Source organism: Aminiphilus circumscriptus DSM 16581 (assembly GCF_000526375.1).
Classification (GTDB): Bacteria; Synergistota; Synergistia; order Synergistales; family Aminiphilaceae; genus Aminiphilus; species Aminiphilus circumscriptus.
Genome location: NZ_JAFY01000002.1, coordinates 1,197,639 through 1,212,926, shown reverse-complemented (window position 1 = coordinate 1,212,926; position 15,288 = coordinate 1,197,639). Strand labels below are relative to the sequence as shown.

At 61.3% G+C, this 15,288-nt stretch carries 11 protein-coding genes and 3 riboswitches; of the genes, 10 read left to right on the top strand and 1 reads right to left on the bottom strand.

The features are described from left to right. The first annotated feature begins 25 nt into the window (after positions 1–25). From K349_RS0106350 to K349_RS0106290, 7 genes are all read left to right on the top strand, one after another. Positions 26–1,765 (top strand): dipeptidase, encoded by a 1,740-nt coding sequence (locus K349_RS0106350; RefSeq protein WP_026368986.1) that lies wholly within the window; start codon positions 26–28, stop codon positions 1,763–1,765. A 547-nt stretch (positions 1,766–2,312) separates the two neighbouring features. Then, complete coding sequence (locus tag K349_RS0106340) at positions 2,313–3,182, top strand: cyclase family protein (RefSeq protein ID WP_026368984.1); 870 nt, start codon at positions 2,313–2,315, stop codon at positions 3,180–3,182. A 442-nt stretch (positions 3,183–3,624) separates the two neighbouring features. Continuing rightward, positions 3,625–4,392, top strand: a complete 768-nt coding sequence (locus K349_RS0106330; RefSeq protein WP_026368982.1) for a hypothetical protein — start codon at positions 3,625–3,627, stop codon at positions 4,390–4,392. Between the two features lie 28 nt (positions 4,393–4,420). After that, the gene (locus tag K349_RS0106325) at positions 4,421–4,645 is read left to right on the top strand and encodes a hypothetical protein (protein ID WP_026368981.1); all 225 of its coding nucleotides are present in this window, start codon (positions 4,421–4,423) and stop codon (positions 4,643–4,645) included. 79 nt (positions 4,646–4,724) lie between these two features. After that, positions 4,725–5,555: an amino acid kinase family protein gene (locus K349_RS0106320; protein WP_026368980.1), complete on the top strand. Its 831-nt coding sequence runs from the start codon at positions 4,725–4,727 to the stop codon at positions 5,553–5,555. Between the two features lie 514 nt (positions 5,556–6,069). Beyond that, positions 6,070–6,188: riboswitch (molybdenum cofactor riboswitch) on the top strand. An 823-nt stretch (positions 6,189–7,011) separates the two neighbouring features. Further along, a complete protein-coding gene (gene pruA, locus K349_RS0106300; RefSeq protein ID WP_026368978.1) occupies positions 7,012–8,640 on the top strand; it encodes an L-glutamate gamma-semialdehyde dehydrogenase in 1,629 nt (542 codons plus the stop codon). A gap of 345 nt (positions 8,641–8,985) precedes the next feature. Further along, positions 8,986–9,204: a hypothetical protein gene (locus K349_RS0106290; protein ID WP_026368977.1), complete on the top strand. Its 219-nt coding sequence runs from the start codon at positions 8,986–8,988 to the stop codon at positions 9,202–9,204. 196 nt (positions 9,205–9,400) lie between these two features. Here the strand turns inward: K349_RS0106290 and K349_RS0106280 are convergent, their stop codons facing one another. Continuing rightward, positions 9,401–9,847: a cupin domain-containing protein gene (locus K349_RS0106280; protein ID WP_051464211.1), complete on the bottom strand. Its 447-nt coding sequence runs from the start codon at positions 9,845–9,847 to the stop codon at positions 9,401–9,403. Positions 9,848–9,926: 79 nt separating this feature from the next. Then, positions 9,927–10,052: riboswitch (molybdenum cofactor riboswitch) on the bottom strand. A 229-nt stretch (positions 10,053–10,281) separates the two neighbouring features. Here K349_RS0106280 and K349_RS0106275 point away from each other — a divergent pair. The 3 genes from K349_RS0106275 (at position 10,282) to K349_RS0106265 (ending at position 14,822) form a co-directional block, all read left to right on the top strand. Then, the gene (locus tag K349_RS0106275; RefSeq protein WP_026368974.1) at positions 10,282–13,071 is read left to right on the top strand and encodes a molybdopterin-dependent aldehyde oxidoreductase; all 2,790 of its coding nucleotides are present in this window, start codon (positions 10,282–10,284) and stop codon (positions 13,069–13,071) included. 144 nt (positions 13,072–13,215) lie between these two features. Then, the gene (locus tag K349_RS0106270; RefSeq protein WP_026368973.1) at positions 13,216–13,665 is read left to right on the top strand and encodes a cupin domain-containing protein; all 450 of its coding nucleotides are present in this window, start codon (positions 13,216–13,218) and stop codon (positions 13,663–13,665) included. Beyond that, positions 13,662–14,822, top strand: a complete 1,161-nt coding sequence (locus tag K349_RS0106265) for a pyridoxal phosphate-dependent aminotransferase (RefSeq protein WP_026368972.1) — start codon at positions 13,662–13,664, stop codon at positions 14,820–14,822. Before K349_RS0106270 ends, K349_RS0106265 begins: the two co-directional genes overlap by 4 nt. A gap of 286 nt (positions 14,823–15,108) precedes the next feature. Next, positions 15,109–15,227, top strand: a riboswitch (molybdenum cofactor riboswitch). The last annotated feature ends 61 nt before the right edge of the window (positions 15,228–15,288 follow it).

Genomic DNA, 15,288 nt, shown 5'->3' with positions numbered 1-15,288 from the left:
TTCCTACTGACGAGGAGGAGTTTCAATGAACAAAAGAAGACCTTCCACCGCGCTGCTCCTGCCGTTGCTGTTGCTCTTTCTTGCCACGGCCGGAGAGGGATGCACCACCATTCTCGTCACGAAGGGGGCCACCACCGACGGATCGGTCATGGTCTCCCACTCGGACGACAACGATCTCATGGACCAGCGCATTCTCTACATCCCGGCCCGGAAATTCGCCCCCGGTGCCATGCGGAGCGTCTACTGCACCGCCGCGGCCATGGGCGAGTTTCCCCAGTACAATGCGTTCGTTTATCCCCGCATGGTCACTGCAGAAAGAGGCCCCGGTTACGATACGGGAGGCCCCTTGTCCGTCCCCCTCGGCCGGATTCCCCAGGTGGCCGAGACCTACGCTTACTTCGACGGCAGCTACGGCATCATGAACGAACACCAGCTCATGTTCGGGGAGTGCACCGACGGCGCGAAGGTCTCCCCGGAGCCCGAGCCGGGCAAGCGGATCCTCTACTCCGCCGAACTCTCCCGCATCGCCCTGGAGCGCTGCCGCACCGCCCGGGAGGCCATCCGCCTCATCGGCGAACTCATCGAGACCTACGGCCTGTACGGCACCGGAGAGACGCTCCCCGTGGCGGACACGGAGGAGGGATGGGTCATCGAAATGGCCCCGTCTCCCGAAGGAACGGGCGGGCTGTGGGTGGCGAAGAAAGTTCCCGACGGAGAGATCTTCGTTGCGGCGAACCAGTTCCGCATCCGGGAGGTCGATCCGGACGATCCGGACATGATGTACTCGAAAAACCTCCACGAGGTGGCGCAGAAACACGGCTGGTGGAAACCCGAGGAGGGGAAGCTCGACTGGCTGAAAACGGTGAGCCTCGGCGAATACAACCACCCCTATTACTCCCTCCGGAGAGTGTGGCGGGTGTTCTCTCTGGTTGCCCCGTCGAAAAACTTCTCTCCCTGGGTGGAGGACGGATACACCCGGGAGTATCCCTTCTCGGTCAAGCCCGACAGAAAACTCTCCGTCCGTGACGTGATGCGCCTGCACCGCGACCATTACGAAGGGACGGAGTTCGACCTCACCCAGGGCGTCGCCGCCGGCCCCTTCGGCTACCCCGACCGTTTCTACGGTCCCTACGACGGTGCGGGCGACGTGGGAGACCCCTCGCGGAAGCTCGACGGCGCGTGGGAGCGTCCCCTCTCCGTCACCTATTGCGGCTATGTTTTCGTCAACCAGGCCCGGGGATGGCTGCCCGCTCCCATCGGGGGCCGCATGTGGCTCGGCCTGGACAAACCGTCGGACACGGTGTTCCTCCCCTTTCACGTGGGAGTGAACGGACTGCCCCGCTCCGTGGAGGTCTGCGACACGACGAAATTCTCCCGGGAGAGCGCCTGGTGGACCATCAATTTCCTGGCGAACTACGCGGGACTCAAGTACAGCTATATGCACAAGGAGATCGCCGCCCTGCAGGAACAGCTCGAAACAGCCTTCCTCGCGAACCTGGAAATCGTCGAACGAAAGGCTCTCGACCTCCACCGGACAGACCCCGCGAAAGCTCGAAAGTTCCTCACGGACTTCGGGGAACGCAACACCGCGGAGACGCTGGCGAAATGGTGGGACCTCGCGGAGGAACTCATCGTGAAGTACAACGACGGGCTGCTCACGGAGGGCGGCAGGATCGGCCAGCCCCTGGGCTATCCCCGGGAATGGCTGGAGACCACATCGTGGCCTTCGGGTCCCACAACGTACGAGCAACCGAAGGGAAAGTAGGCCAACCGGTTCGGATCGGTCCGGATCCGTTCGACGCCGGAGCGGGACATCCGAAAGGAGCCCCGCTCGTGCTTTTTTCGTCATGCTCGTGTCCGGATCACGCTTCCTTCTCACGGTTTTTCCGGAGAACGAAAGGGTACGGACACGACCTGTCCGCGAGAGCGTCTCTTCCAACTGCCACGACACTCCGTCTTCTTGCATGTTGCAGCATTGTTCTGCTATGATTTTCTGACACCGCGCCTGTTGGTTCTCCTGAAAAGAACACGAAGAAAGGAACACCAACGACGGGAGAGGAGGACGATGCGCGTCACCTCGGAAAACATTGAGAACGCTGCCCCGGCGGCTTCTACGGGGCCATTCCGGCGCAAGATTCCGGTTCCGCGGACATCGCCGCTCTCGGCGGCTCCGGGAACAATCCCTTGCCGAGGGACGTTTTCTCCCCGCGAGGGGACGCCCGCACACGAAAAAGGGCACGGAGGACTCCTTCGGAGACTCTGCCGGAGATTCGGAAAGAAGAGACTCGCCTTCATGGAGGTGATGAAGAACCATGTTCCTCTTCCAAGCCACGCATCCTCGCGGGGCAAACAGCGCGCTCTTGCGGCTTCTCGCTCTGCTGGCGGCTTTTGCCCTTCTGCTTGTCCTCGCGGGAAACGCCACCGCGGCGGAGCCTTCCCTCTCGGAGATCTACCGGATCCTCAAGACAAAGGAGTTCGTCGATCTCACCCACGCCTTCGATCCGGACATCCCCCACTGGCCGGGCTTTCCCGCGGAGAAACGCGAGACCATCTACTGGTACGACAAGGGCGTCGGCTCCGTGGGGCACGGCTTTTTCGCCCAGGTCTTCTGCCACGTGGGACAGTGGGGAACGCACTGCGATCCTCCCGCGCATTTCATCAAGGGACTGCGTACCATCGACCAGATCGACGTGAAGGAGATGCTGCTTCCCCTCGTGGTGTTCGACGTGCACGAACAGGTCGCGGCCAATCCCGACTACGTGCTCACCCTTGAGGACGTGAAAGCCTGGGAAAAGAAACACGGCCCGGTTCCCGAGGGAGCCTTCGCGGCACTGCGCACCGACTGGTCCAAGCGCTGGCCCGACCCGGCGGCCATGCGCAATGCCGGAGAAGACGGAACCGCCCACTATCCGGGCTGGAGTCTCGACGCACTGAAGTACCTCTACGAGGAGCGGAAGATCACCGCCTCCGGCCACGAGACCACCGACACCGATCCGGGCGTCTCCACCTCCAAGGGAGACTACTCCTGCGAGGCCTACATCCTCGGCCAGGACAAATACCAGATCGAACTGCTCGCCAACCTGGACAAGGTCCCCGAGACAGGCGCCCTCGTGGTGGTCACATTCCCCAAGCCCTTCTTCGGCTCGGGATTCCCCGCCAGGGTTTTCGCCATTCTGCCCTAGAGGCGGAGAGACAACCCGGAGAAAAACCCAGGCCGGGCCCCAAACAGCGGAGCCCGTTCTCCAGGAAAACGGAGCGCAGGGGAAGATCCTACGAAGACACGACAAAGATGAAAGAGGGGGTCCCTTGAATGGGGACCCCCTCTTTCATCTTTCACCTTTTGTCTCCCGAATTTTGTCTCCCGAAAACCACATCGGATCCGCAAACACGCGGGAGTTCCCCGCACCGCCCGAGGAAGAAACCCGCGGCTCCCGCGGCTCAATCCGCCGACGCGGAACGCGGGAACGGATTCGCCCGATTCGGAGAGCGTGTACGTTCCTCTTCCTTTCGCGGCGCGATCAACGGGCATCGCCATTCCGAAAAACAAGCCGGTATGCTACACTTTTTTTAAAAGCGATCAAAATTCGACACAACACGCCGGAACTGCCGGCGAGGAGGAACCGTATGGCGGTACGAGTCTATCTGGGTTTTGACGACACGGACATGCCCGACGCGGATCGGGGTACGGGAAAGCTCGTCCGCTGGTTTGGCGATGCGCTTCCGGAAGGATGCACCCTATGGGGGGTGGTTCGCCAGCAACTTCTGGTGGCACCGGAGATCCCCTACACGTCCCACAACAGTTCCGCCTGCGCCGTCGTGGACGCCCCGGAGCGACGCATCCTCCCCGAACTCATCCGGCTCGCCGTGGCACATCTGGAACACCTCGCCCTTCCCGGAAGCGACCCTGGGCTCTGTGTCGCCTGTGAAGACGACCCCGCCCTCGCCACCCTGGCGGCTTTCGGAGCCCTGGCAACCCGCTCCGTCGTGACCCAGGCGGAAGCCTATCGGGCTGCGGGAGAGGCGCACCTCTCCGGACACGGTGGCACGAACGGGGGCGTCATCGGCGCTGCGGCGGCAGTTGGGCTCACCGCCCGGGGATGGAACGGACGTTTCATCGAATTCGGCCGCCTCCGGTCGCTTCCCGAGACAACCTCCGTGGAGGAACTGGAAGCCTCGGGCATTCACGTGTGTCTTCTCGACCGGGATGCCGCGACACCAGCCCCGAAAACTCCTGTCGTCACCGGGGGATGGCTGCGCCCCATGCTTCTCGGCGGCTGCGCGGTCCTGCACATCCTTGAGGACGACGGCATCCACCGTCCCGCCCTTCGCCGGGAAAGGCGGACAACGGCGGCGAAGCCCGGCGACACACCGGACAAACACGTTCCGGATTGAAGGACGAGAGAACCAAGGGGGGATTACCGTGGCAGGGAAAATTTTCTACAGGGAACGGCGGAAAATCGAGGAAAAGGAGCGACGCCCCCGCTTTCGCGTCGTCGCGGCCCTGGGGGCGGATGTGGCGTTCTTCGCACAACATCTGCGCAGACAGGAGCTGGAGCAGATCGCCCGGGAGGCCGGCGCCGAACTCGTGAAACTCGAGGGTGGTTCCGGCGAAGGGTGCGGCGGCGGCCCCAAGGACGTGGAATAACACCACCGCATTGACACACATCGCGGGCGGCGGGCGGAAGCGCTCCGCCCGCCGCTTCTGTCGCGAAAGGAGATCGACGATGGCTTTGCAGCGGGACCGAGACGGCAAACGTCTTCACGTGAAGAGCAAACTCATGGGGGAAAGCCTCGTGAGCAAACGCTTCGTGGAATCTCTCCCCCTGGCACCTCAGGTACGCCTCTTTCCCGACGTGCACGTTCTCAAGGTCGGCGGGCAGTCCATCTGCGACCGTGGGGTGAAAGCCCTGCCGGGCATCATCCGGGAAATCACGGCCAATAAGACGGAACACAAGATGCTTCTCACCACCGGCGGAGGAACCAGGAGCCGACATATCTACGCCATCGGCCTCGAGCTGGGCATGCCCACGGGGATCATCGCGAAATTCGGCAGCTCCGTCTCGGAGCAGAACGCCCTCCTCGTGGCCATGCTCCTCTCTCCCTGGGGAGGCATCAAGATCGGCCACGACGAGATCGTGAAGCTCTCCACCTATTTCAGCCAAGGGTGCATTCCCGTCATGCACGGCATGCCCCCCTACGACTACTTCGCCATCCCTCCGGAGACGGGACGCATCCCCGTCTATCGCACGGACGTGGGAACGATTCTCCTGGCGGATCTCATTGGGGCGCGCTCCTGCATCTTCATCAAGGACGAAAAGGGGCTCTTTACGGACGATCCCAAAAAAGACCCCAAGGCGACGTTCATTCCTGAAATCGGCGCGAAAACACTCCTCGACAAGGACCAGGACGATCTGGTGGTGGAACGCCCCTGCCTGGAAATCCTTCAGCGCAGCGAGGTGCTGGAGCACATCCAGATCGTGAACGGCATGGAGGAGGGAAACATCACCAGAGCCCTCGCAGGAGAGCACGTGGGCACTCGAATCTTCCGGGAGTGATTTCCCGGGCGAGGTTCGCCGATCCGGCTCCGGAAATCCGCGACACCGAGCGAAGACGAGTGAAGAAAAGCGGGAGATCGTGCAACGATCTCCCGCTTTTCCGGTCACGCCACGAGAGGGCATTCCACAACGCGGAGGCCCTGTGTGTTACCCTGTGCAAAAAAACCGTTACGAGAAAGATACGTCTCTCCCCCGCAACAATCGAGGGCAAAGGAAGCGATTCCAGACTTTCGCGCAAAAACTCTCCCAACCCCTGCAAATACAGAAAACCTCCAAAAACCTAAGCACTACGAAGAGTGTCTCACCCTGCGGAAAAGAGCACCTTCGTGGTCGAACCGAATCGCAGGTATGGCTTCACTCGTTTTCGGAACGCTCCACTCGGTCGTCCGCCTCTTCCTGTCGGAGGCACTCCGCAAAAGCGGAGAAAAAAACAAGAGACTCTGACATTCCGTTGAGAACACAAGGCTTGACAAAGTCCTGTCGTTTCCGGTAAGGTACGCCGTGAAAAAAACAATATTCGGAAGACCTCCGAGTTCGCATTTCCTAAAGGTGACGCCCATGGAAAGCGAGCCGATAGGGTATATCCGGAAACGGGTATGCCTCCCGCTGGAAAGGAGGACACGATGTGGGCATGCCCACTTCCTGCGCGGGGAAGTGGGCTTTTTTTGTTTGGTGCCCTTATGCCACTGGAGGCTGCGGCATCCGCAACCGCAGCCTCCCCCCCTTTCGCCGTAACCATGACAACGCCATCCTGACCTGAGGACTCCCCCTCGAACGCACGTGGGGCGTTTGAAAGCATTCTACGCTCCCCACAAGGCCCGAGATCTCTCCGGGGCATCGGTGCTACCGTCAGATCCCCGTCGAATGTGATGGGTCCTTTTCCGGCGACAGACCAAAGGAATCTCTGAATAAGGCTGCGTCAGCCCCGCAGGGCGCCTCGCAGAGCCTGACGCGACCCGAGTCAAGGGAAAGCGAAAGGCCTTTATTCAGAATACAGAACACATACAGAAAGAGAACGGCCTTCCGCACGAACAGAGCACCCTCTCCATGACGTCCTCCACCGGCGCCTCCATTCCCGACACACCGCGCACTCCGAGAGGCACGCTTCTTCCGAAAAATTCTCCAACCACATATGGAGCCGATCGGCATCGTGTCACTCTTCCCGGGCTGGGGTTTCCCAAGTCATGATCCGGATAAATTCCTTCGGAGTCTCTGAATAAGGCTGCGTCAGCCCCCGCAGGGCGTCTCGCAGAGCCTGACGCGACCCGAGTCAAGGAAAAGCGAAAAATCTTTGTTCAGAGCTTCCCCCTCGTTTTTCAGATATTTTGGATGCAATGCAACTAACTTGCATTTTTTCCAGGCCCAATGTATCATCCTTCCCGGTACACGGTTGCCCACATTGCACTCTTTCGGAGAGAGTGTGCCGATACGACAAAATTGGGAGGTCGGAAATCTCATGAACGGAGTTGTTGTCGTTCCGCCGCCGAAAAACGAACCGGTCCTTTCCTACGCGCCCGGCTCCCTGGAGCGGGAAGCCCTGCGTCGTTCACTGAAGGAGCTGCGCTCTCTGCATCTTGAAATTCCTCTCGTGATCGGCGGAAAAGAAATCCGCACCGGAAGACTGGGGGAAATTCGAATTCCCCACGAACATGGCACAGTGCTCGCCACTTATCACAAGGCGGGCCCGGAGGAACTCCGGCAGGCCGTGGAGGCTTCCCGGGCGGCATGGGAAACATGGTCCAGAACTCCCTGGCACCACAGGGCCTCCGTATTCCTCCGCGCCGCGGAGCTGATCTCCGGACCCTACCGCATGACACTGAACGCGGCGACGATGCTCGGACAGAGCAAGACCGCCCACCAGGCGGAAATCGAAGCCGCGTGCGAACTCTCGGATTTTCTTCGCTTCGGCGTGCACAACATGCGTCAGATCTATTCGGTCCAGCCCGGCCATCAGGGAGAAGGCGCCTGGAACAGGCTCGACTACCGCCCTCTCGAGGGATTCGTCTTCGCCATCAGCCCCTTCAATTTCACCGCCATCGGCGGCAATCTCTCCGCATCGCCGGCTCTCATGGGCAACACGATCCTCTGGAAACCCGCTTCCACGGGCGTTTTTTCCTCCCACTTCGTCATGCGGGTCTTCCTTGAAGCGGGGCTTCCGGACGGAGTCATCAACTTCCTCCCCGGCGACTCCAAGGACATGGAGCTGCTGCTGACCCATCCCGATCTCGCGGGAGTCCACTTCACCGGCTCCACCGGGGCTTTCCGGCGGATCTGGAAAACCGTGGCGGCGAACATCGAAACCTACAAAAACTACCCTCGCCTCGTGGGCGAAACCGGAGGAAAGGATTTCGCCATGGTGCACGCGTCGGCGGACCCGCAGGTCGTGGCAACCGCACTCGTCCGGGGCGCCTTCGAATACCAGGGGCAGAAATGTTCCGCCACGTCCCGGGCCTACATCCCGAAATCCCTCTGGGGAAGCGTCGAGGAGGAGCTGCACTCCCAGCTCTCCCGCGTCAAGGTGGGCGATATCGAGGATTTCGGAAATTTCATGGGCGCGGTGATCGACAAAACATCCTATGAGACGCTTCGCTCGAGCATCGCCTACGCGAAAAACCACCAGGACGCGACAATCGTCCACGGGGGTACCTGTGACGACAGCAGAGGATTCTTCGTGGAACCCACGGTGATCCTCACGACGGACCCGAAATTCCGCCTCATGGAGGAGGAACTCTTCGGCCCCGTGCTGACTGTCTATCTCTACGACGACGAAAAATACGAGGAAACGCTCCGCCTCTGCGACGCCACATCTCCCTACGGATTGACGGGAAGCATCTTCGCCACGGACCGACAGGCCATCCTTGCCGCGGAGGATCTTCTGCGCCATGCGGCAGGCAATTTCTACATCAACGACAAGACCACCGGCGCCATGGTGGGAGACCAGCCCTTCGGCGGCGCACGCGCCTCGGGGACCAACGACAAGGTCGGGGCATCCTACAACCTGCTTCGCTGGACATCCCTGCGCACCATCAAGGAACTGCTTCTTCCGCCCAGGGATTTCACCTATCCTTTTCTTCAGAGCGAGTAAACATCACCGCAGCCAAACCTGGAGCCCACTCCGTTCCGCCGCTCCATGCACAGGAACGGGCCACCCACCGCACGAACGGGTGGCCCGTTTCTCCTTTCCTTCGCCGGTACTCTCGCCGCGACGAAAAAGCATATTCTCCAGCCTCTCCATGCCTCATCGCCATTCCTCACTTACCGAGGCAGAGCCATGTGCACATATTGCGCAAAAAATTGCCATGGCATTCGACATCCGACGGCACAGATCATTCGTACTTTTGCAGAAGTTCTTTATCTTCTTTCGTATTCGACACCAGGCCCGCGTTGAGGCCATGGTCCGCCTCCAACCACGCCTCGCGAGATGGTGGGAGTGGGAAGAACGGCCCCGCCGGGACCGGAGCTGAACCGGTTTTCCGCTTCCGTGCGCAGCATCGTGGAAAGGGACGACATGGTCTCGGTCGCTCTGGATGTGAACGGTACGCTCCTGTACGGGGAAATCGGTCGGGAACAGGCGATGGACGAATATTTCCTCCCCGGAGTGCAGGTACAGGTTCTCCTGCGTCTCCGGTCACTTCATCCGTTTACGTGACGGAGAGAAGAGGAACCAGTCCTTCCGGAAGAAGGGGCCTTTTCGGGGACAGAGAACTTCCCGGAAACAACCGAAAAAGAAAGGGCTCGGGCGGCACGGATTCGGAACGTATCGGGAGAACGACCCGAGAAACCCTGTTTCGTCGGAGAGGGCGAAAACAGGAGGAGCCGGAACGACACACGGGCAACGCAACCACTCAGAAGAACCCTCCGCCTCCGAAATCCCGCCGTTCCTTGGAAGGAGTTCTGCGCAGCGTCTTGATGGCGTGAGGATCCGCCTCGACGGGGGCGATGCAGAGATAGGCAAATTCTTCTTCCTCGCCGGAATTCTCGAAGACATGCTCCGCCCCGGAGGGGACATAGCCCCAGGCTCCCTGGTCCAGCGATATCCGCACGTCCTCCACCGTCATCCTGCCTCGCCCGCGGAGAACGACCACCAGATGTTCCCACTCGTGCCGGTGGGAGGGCGTTGCACAGCCGGGAGGCAGGGTGAAATAGCGCAGCACATAGTCGTCCCAATGGCGCCCCGGGGCAAAGACCATTCGTTTCGTGGCCTCCGGCGCAAGAGAGGAAAGGATATGGGCGGGCAGGTCGTCGAGATTGCCCGTCAGGAGTTCCGAGCGAAGGAGAGATCGGGTCGTCATGAATGCGTGCCTCTTTCCGTTGCGGGGTCCCGCCGGGAAGATGCACACGACATTTCTTCCCCGGGACCACGGAGAAGGAAAAGTGCCGACGCATCCTCCTTTCCGAAAGCGGGAGGCACATCCGTTTCCGGATGCACCCTGTCGTCCGGTTTCCCTAGGCGCCAACGCACCCTTAGGAAGATCCGGCTCGGAGGTTTTGTATACTGAATACTTTTTTGTCTTATTCATTACATTACCCAACAACTCCTTCGTTGTCAACCCCTGCGGTGAAAGGTTTCCCGCAATGCCTTCCGGCCAAAACAGGCCAAAATGGAGCACAATTCGCACAAAATCTTGTCCCTCCAACACATACTCCGCATACTGGATTCGACATAATGCCCTGCGGCAGGAAGCAGAAAGAGGCCAACACCATTTGCGAGGAGGCACGGAGAGCCATGCAGAAATATCACGTCAAGACGGTTCGGGTCAACGGAATTCCAAATCGCGTCATCGCGGATCCGGAGGAGAAGCTCGCCAAGATCATCCGAAACCAGCTCAAACTCACGGGAACAAAGATCGGGTGCGACTGCGGCCAGTGCGGAGTGTGCAACGTCATTGTGGACGGCAAGGTGGTCCGCTCCTGCATCGTTCCGTGGAAGAGTGTCGCGGAAGACGCGGAAATCCTCACCATCGAGGGCATCGGCACCCCCACGAAACTCCACGCGCTCCAGTGGGCCTTCATCGTTCATGGAGGTCTCCAGTGTGGCTTCTGCACACCCGGATTCATCATGGCCTCCAAGGCGCTCCTGGACGAAAACCCCTCCCCCACGAGGGAGGACGTGCGGGACTGGCTGCAGAAGCACTGGACGGCCTGCCGCTGCACCGGCTACAAGCAGATCGTGGATTCCGTCATGGACGCCGCCGCGGTGCTCCGGGGCGAGAAGGAGATGGAAGACCTGGCGAAGATGCTCAAGCCCGGCGATTCCGTCTGGGGCAGCCGCTATCCCCGCCCGAACGCCGTCTACAAAGTCACCGGCACGTGGGACTTCGGTGACGACGCCGCCACCAAACTTCCCGAGGAAGTTCTCTTCGCCGTGCCGGTCTGCCCCGAGACGCATCATGCGAAAGTGAAGAAGATCGACATCGCCGCCGCGGAAAAGATGCCCGGCGTCGCCAAGATCGTCACCGCCGGGGACATTCTCGCCAACAAGGGCACCAACCGAATCCGCGGCCAGGTGGGATCTCCCACGGCCACCACGGACGGATGGGAGCGACGGATGATCGTCGAAGAGGGTGACAAGATCCGCCAGTGGGGCGAGTGCGTGGCCATCGTCTGCGCCGCCACGGAGAAACAGGCCCGGGAGGCCGCCGCGGCCGTCAAGGTCGAGCTGGAGGAACTGCCCGTCCTTCTCCACGTGAAGGACGCCATGAAGCCCGACGCCCCCAAGGTTTACGACGAAATCGAGGAGATCGACGGCATCCGGAACTGCTTCAACAAGCGCCCCCTCATCAAGGGCAACGATCCAAAAGCGGCCATCGACAAGGCCGCGCACATCCTCGAGGAGGAATTCTACAGCAGCCGCCAGCCTCATTTGACCCTCGAAACCGACTGCGGCTTCGGCTACTACGACGAGGAAGGACGGCTCACGGTCCAGACCAAGAGCATCTGCGTCTACCGCCACCTCCTCATGATCTCCCGCGGTCTCGGCCTCGCGCCCTCCAAGCTCCGGGTGATCCAGAACAACATGGGCGCCTCCTTCGGCTACAAGGTGGCCCCCACGAACGAACACCTCATCGCCGCGTGCGTGCTCGCCACGGGACGCCCCGTCTACATGCGCCTCAACATGAAGGAGCACATCGTGCGGACGCCCAAACGCTCCCCCTTCCTCATGAAGATCCGCATCGGCGCGAACGAGAACGGCAAGATCGTCGGCGCCGAACACACCTGGTACGTGGACCACGGCCCCTACTCCGAGTCCAGCCAAGACCTCACCAACAAGGGCGGCCAGTTCTTCCTGGCTCCTTATCATGTCGATGACCTCCGGGGGTGCGGCTACACCTTTTTCACCAACCACCGCTGGTGCGGCGCCTTCCGCGCCTACGGCGCACCCCAGACCTACTGGGGCTGCGAAACCGCCATCGACATGCTCGCCGAGAAGTGCGGCATGGATCCCCTGGACTTCCGGGAAAAGAATCTGATCCGCCCGGGAGACACCTTCCCGAGCGGACAGAAATCCGAGGTCTATCCGCTTCAGGCCATGATCACCCGCATCCGCCCCTACTACAACATCGCCAAAAAGCGCGCCGCCGCTCTCTCCACCGCCGAGGTCAAACGGGGCGTGGGCATCGCCATCGGCATCTACAACTCCAACGATGACGGCCCGGACGACGCGACCAGCAACATCGAACTCACCAGGGACGGCGTGATCCTCTACAACACCTGGGAGGATCATGGCCAGGGCGCGGACATCGGCTGCGTGGGGACCGCCCACGAGGCGCTCAAGCCCATCGGCATCAGACCGGAGCAGATCAAGCTGGTGCTGAGCGACACCGCCAAGGCTCCCAACAGCGGCGCCGCCGCGGCGAGCCGCTGCCAGGTCATGGTGGGGATGGCCATCGTCGAATCCTGCCGGAAATTGCTCGACGCCATGCGGCGGGATGACGGGACCTACCGAACCTACGATGAAATGATCGCGGAGGGCATTCCCACCTTTTACGAAGGCTACTGGAAGGCTACGCTCCGCAACAACGAGGGAGAGGTACAGCATTGCACCGACATGGACGGCGCGACGGGGCAGGGATATCCCTTCGCCAACCACATGTTCGGCATCTTCCTCGCCGAAGTAGCCGTGGAGACCAAGACCGGCAAAACCACCGTGGAGAAGTTCACCCTCTGCGGCGACGTGGGCAAGATCAACAATTTCCTCGTCGTGGACGGCCAGCAGATGGGCGGCATCGCCCAGGGCATCGGCCTCGCCATCAAGGAGGACTTCGTGGACGTGAAGACCCACAACAATCTTCTCGCCTGCGGATTGCCCTACATCAAGGACATCCCCGACGACATCCAATTGATCCACATGGAAACCCCCCGGGAATTCGGCCCCTTCGGCGCCGCCGGGACGGGCGAGATGCCCCTCTCCGCGCCACACGCGGCGGTGGGGAACGCGATCTACAACGCCGTGGGCGCCCGGGTGAAGGACCTGCCCATCACCCCCGAGAAAATTCTCGCAGCGATGAAGAAATAACCTGCTGGGCGCTCCGTCTCCGAGACGGGGCGCCCAGGGTTCCATCAACGATCCGTTTGGATCCTTCTCCGGGAAATGCGGAACCGTGTGACGACGGGGCCGCATCTCCCGGTCGTACCACTCCGCGAAAGGGAGGCGACAAACATGTCGGAAGAGACGAAGGTCGGACAGGGGGGGCTCGTCGAGGATCTGCCCCTCTGGGATGCGTCCGCACTGGCTCCGAACGTGCGGAAACGAATCATCTTCGGCCCCGGGCAGTTCTGGGACGACTACGTGATGCGCCATTTCACCCTGCCCCCGGGGGAGAAAATTCCTCCGCACAGACACGCCTGGGATCATTTCGTGCTCTCCCTCAAAGGGCATGGCCGTGTGGTGGTCCAGGGTGAATCGATCGATCTCGCGGCAGGACGGTGGGGACGTGTCCCCCCCGACGTGGAGCACGTCTTCGAGAACCCGGGGGACGAGGATTTCGTGTTCGTCTGCATCGTACCCGCCCACGGAGACCCCCACGCGAAGAAGACCGCCATGCGGGCCGAGCGGGCCGCCCGAAAGACGGCGAAAAACGACGCCAAGGAGGGGGCGGGGACACCGTGAGCCTGGAACGACACGTTGCCGTGAGGTTCTCCCGACTCGAACCCTCGGCGATGATGCAAATGTTCAAGGCCGCAGCGAAACGGACGGGACTCATCAACCTCACCCTCGGCGAACCGGACATCCCCACCGACCCACGCATTGTGGAAGCGGCCCGCCAGGCCGGGCTGGCCGGTGAGACACATTACGCCCAGAGCCGGGGAAATCTCAGCCTCCGAGAGGCCGTCAGCCGCCGTTGGGCAGATAAATACGGCTTCGTCCAGGATCCGGAGGAGATCCTCGTCACCACCGGCGGCTCCCAGGCGTGCTGGCTCGCCTTCCAGACCTTGCTCGAACCGGGCGACGAAGTCCTTCTGCTCGAACCCTACTTCACCTTCTACGCCCAGCAGGTCCGCTACAATCAGGGCGTCCCCGTGGCAGTCCCCTGCCGGAAGGAAAACCATTTTCTCCCCCTCGAGGAAGACCTGCGCCGGGCCGTCACCCGCCGAACAAAGGCGCTCGTCGTCAACTCTCCCTGTAATCCTTCGGGGGCCGTCTTCGACAGGGCGACACTGGAGGGCATCGCCCGCGTCGCCCTGGAACAGGACCTGTGCGTTCTCTCCGACGAACTGTACGAGTCCTACGTCTTTCAGGGAAGTCACATCCCCTTCGCCACCCTGCCGGGCATGCGGGAGCGGACTCTCACCATCGGGGGATTCTCCAAATCCTACGCCATGTGCGGCTGGCGGATCGGCTATGCCATGGGGCCGGAAGAACTCCTCAAACCCATGGACATCCTCGCCATCGTGCAGACCCTTTCGGTGAACAGCATGGTGCAGCGCGCCGCCGAATTCGCACTGAGCGAGGCTCAGGATGCGGAACGTGCCATCGTTGACACCTACAGGCGACGGACCCGGCACGCCGCGTCCCTGGCGAGAGAACTGCCCGGCGTCAATGCCGCACTTCCCAAGGGAGCCTTCTATCTTTTCGCCGACATTTCCGGAACGGGAATGAACGGAGACGCCTTCGCGCTCCGTATGCTGGAGGAAGCCGGTGTCGCCCTCATCCCGGGCATCGCCTTCGGCGAGACATGCGGTGACTTCATCCGCATCGCCTGCACTGTGGACGAGAAAAAACTGGAGGAAGCCTTCTCGCGCATGGCAGCGGTTCTCCGCTCCTGATCGACGCGCCGGAGAGCCGGCTGCGTCCCCTTCTTCCGCCGTGCACCGAACGAGAAAAACCCCGCCACGTCTCCTCGGGAGAATTGCGGCCAGCGATGTCCTCCATGCGACGCGGACAGCCTCGTCGCATGGAGTCCCGCCCGTTCTACGCGCCACGAAAACATCGCTCCGGAGAAATTGCTGCTTTGCCCCACTGTGAAAAGGCAGGGACACAAGAGAGAGGCCCTTTTCCCACTCATGCGGGGAAATTGCACGAATTCGGAGGATCACGTATAATGTATGTTCAAAATGATAGAGCCTCCGAGTCGACGTTCCTAACGGCCCAGGCCCACGGATGTCGACCGATAGGGTTGTCGTGGAAACGCGACCGCCTCCCGTGCGGAAAGGAGGAAGCCTCCTATGGTGCCCGGTTTCCCGTGCAATTTTTTTTCGTGTTTCGAAGCCGTTTTTCCTGCACTCGAGCGTA